The sequence below is a fragment of the Roseovarius ramblicola genome (genome assembly GCF_042430665.1).
GTDB classification, from domain to species: Bacteria; Pseudomonadota; Alphaproteobacteria; order Rhodobacterales; family Rhodobacteraceae; genus Roseovarius; species Roseovarius ramblicola.
Map to the genome: position 1 here is coordinate 1 of NZ_JBHMEC010000047.1, position 1,779 is coordinate 1,779.

Annotated in this window: 1 protein-coding gene; it reads left to right on the forward strand. The window is 71.6% G+C overall.

Annotated elements, in window-relative coordinates:
• The coding region (locus tag ACFFU4_RS18345; protein ID WP_377071346.1) for a host specificity factor TipJ family phage tail protein at positions 1–1,779 on the forward strand (1,779 nt) is incomplete at both ends.

Here is a 1,779-nt window from a genome sequence, read left to right on the forward strand (position 1 = left end):
GCCGCATGGGCCGCGCCAATCACGTCGGTGTCTGGATCGCAGGCGGCATCCTGCACTGCCAGCGCGGCGCGGGCATGGTCTATGACCGGCCTGACGCGATCCGTACCATGGGCTGGCAGATGCGATACTGGACGCCGGGGCCGCGCAGGCGCGGGCGCGCGGCGGCGGATGCCACCCGCGCGCTCTACGTGCCCGGCCTCGACCTGCTGATGGATCACGGGGCCGCGCCGGAGGCCCTCCTCGAGGCGCACCGCGCGGTGCCGGTCGCGGCCCGGCCGGGCGATACGGTGCAAGACGTGCTCCGCCGGGCGGGCCTCGAAAGTGAGACCGTCGCCGTGTTCCTGCGCGACGGGGACGATGCGCAGGTGCCCGCCTGGCCGGACAGCGACGATCCCGACGCCCTGGAAGATGTGTTGCGCGTGCTCGGGGCGGTGCGCCCGCAGGACTATGCGACGGCGCGGGTCGCAGAGGGGCAGCGCCTGGTCATCACGCAGGTGCCGCAGGGCGGCGGCGGCTCCAATCCGCTGCGCCTCGTGCTGCAGATTGCCGTGCTGGCGGCAGCGGCGTTCTTCGCACCGGCCCTCGGGCCGGGGATCGCCTCCGCGCTCGGCATCGGGACCGAGGCCGCCGGAGCGCTGGCCTTCGGCGCGCTCAATCTTGCCGGCGGCCTCGTGGTCAACGCCATCCTTCCGCCGCCCGGCCCGCCCGCGCTCTCGGACTTCTCCGAGGAGGTATCGCCGACCTTCGCGACCCGCGCGCAATCGTCCATCGCGCGCCCCGGCGCGCCCATCCCCTTCCAGCTCGGGCGGCATATCCACCAGCTCGACGATGTGAGCCCGCCATTCGTGCGCTTCGAGAGCAACGCGCAGGTCATCTACCAGCTCCTGGCCCTCGGCGTCGGCGAGCATGCGCTCGAAGAGGTGCGGCTCGGCAACGTCACGGCATGGCGCGACGGCGCACTCACCGGCAACCTGCCGGGCGTGTCCGTCGAGCATGTCACCTCCGGACAGCCGGTCACGCTGATGGAGGAAGCGGTCTTTACCCAGGGCGACGTGACCGGCCTGACCCTGTCGCCGCAGGAAACGGTCGGCTGGCACACGGCCTCCCCCGCCGGGCAGACGGTCGTGGCGTTGGAGATCGACATCGCGTTCCGGCAACTCGTGGAAATCGACAACAACGGCAACAACCAGGATCGCACCGTAGAGATACTGGTCGAGTCCCAGATGATCGATGACGACGATCAGCCGCTTGGCGCGCCGGTGGCGCTGGAGACGTTGACCTTCACCGGAGCGACGCGCTCGGCGCTGCGGTCCTCGCACAAATGGTTCGTGACGCAGGGGCGATACCGGATGAGGCTGACCCGGCAGACCGCCGCAGGCGACGATCAGACCTTCGACGACGGCGTGTGGGCCGGGCTCAAGGGGATCCTGCCGGGAGGCCGGGTCTGGCCGGGCATCGAGCTGCTCGCGGTGCGCGTCGAGGTGGGCGAAGAGTTCGCCGGGCAATCCGCGCGTCAGGTGCGCGCGGTCAAGACCCGCAAGCTGCCGGTCTGGGACGGCACCGCCTGGACCGCCCCCCAGCCCACCCGCGAAATCGCCTGGGCGGTGGCCGAGATCGCCCGCAGCCACGACCGCCTTGGCGACATCGACATGGACGAGCTCAGCGCCCTGCACGCGACGTGGTCCGCGCGCGGCGACCGTTTCGACACGGTCATCGACCAGCGCATGTCCTTTTGGGAGGTACTGCAGGCCGCCCTGCGCGCCGGGCGCGCGCAGCCCG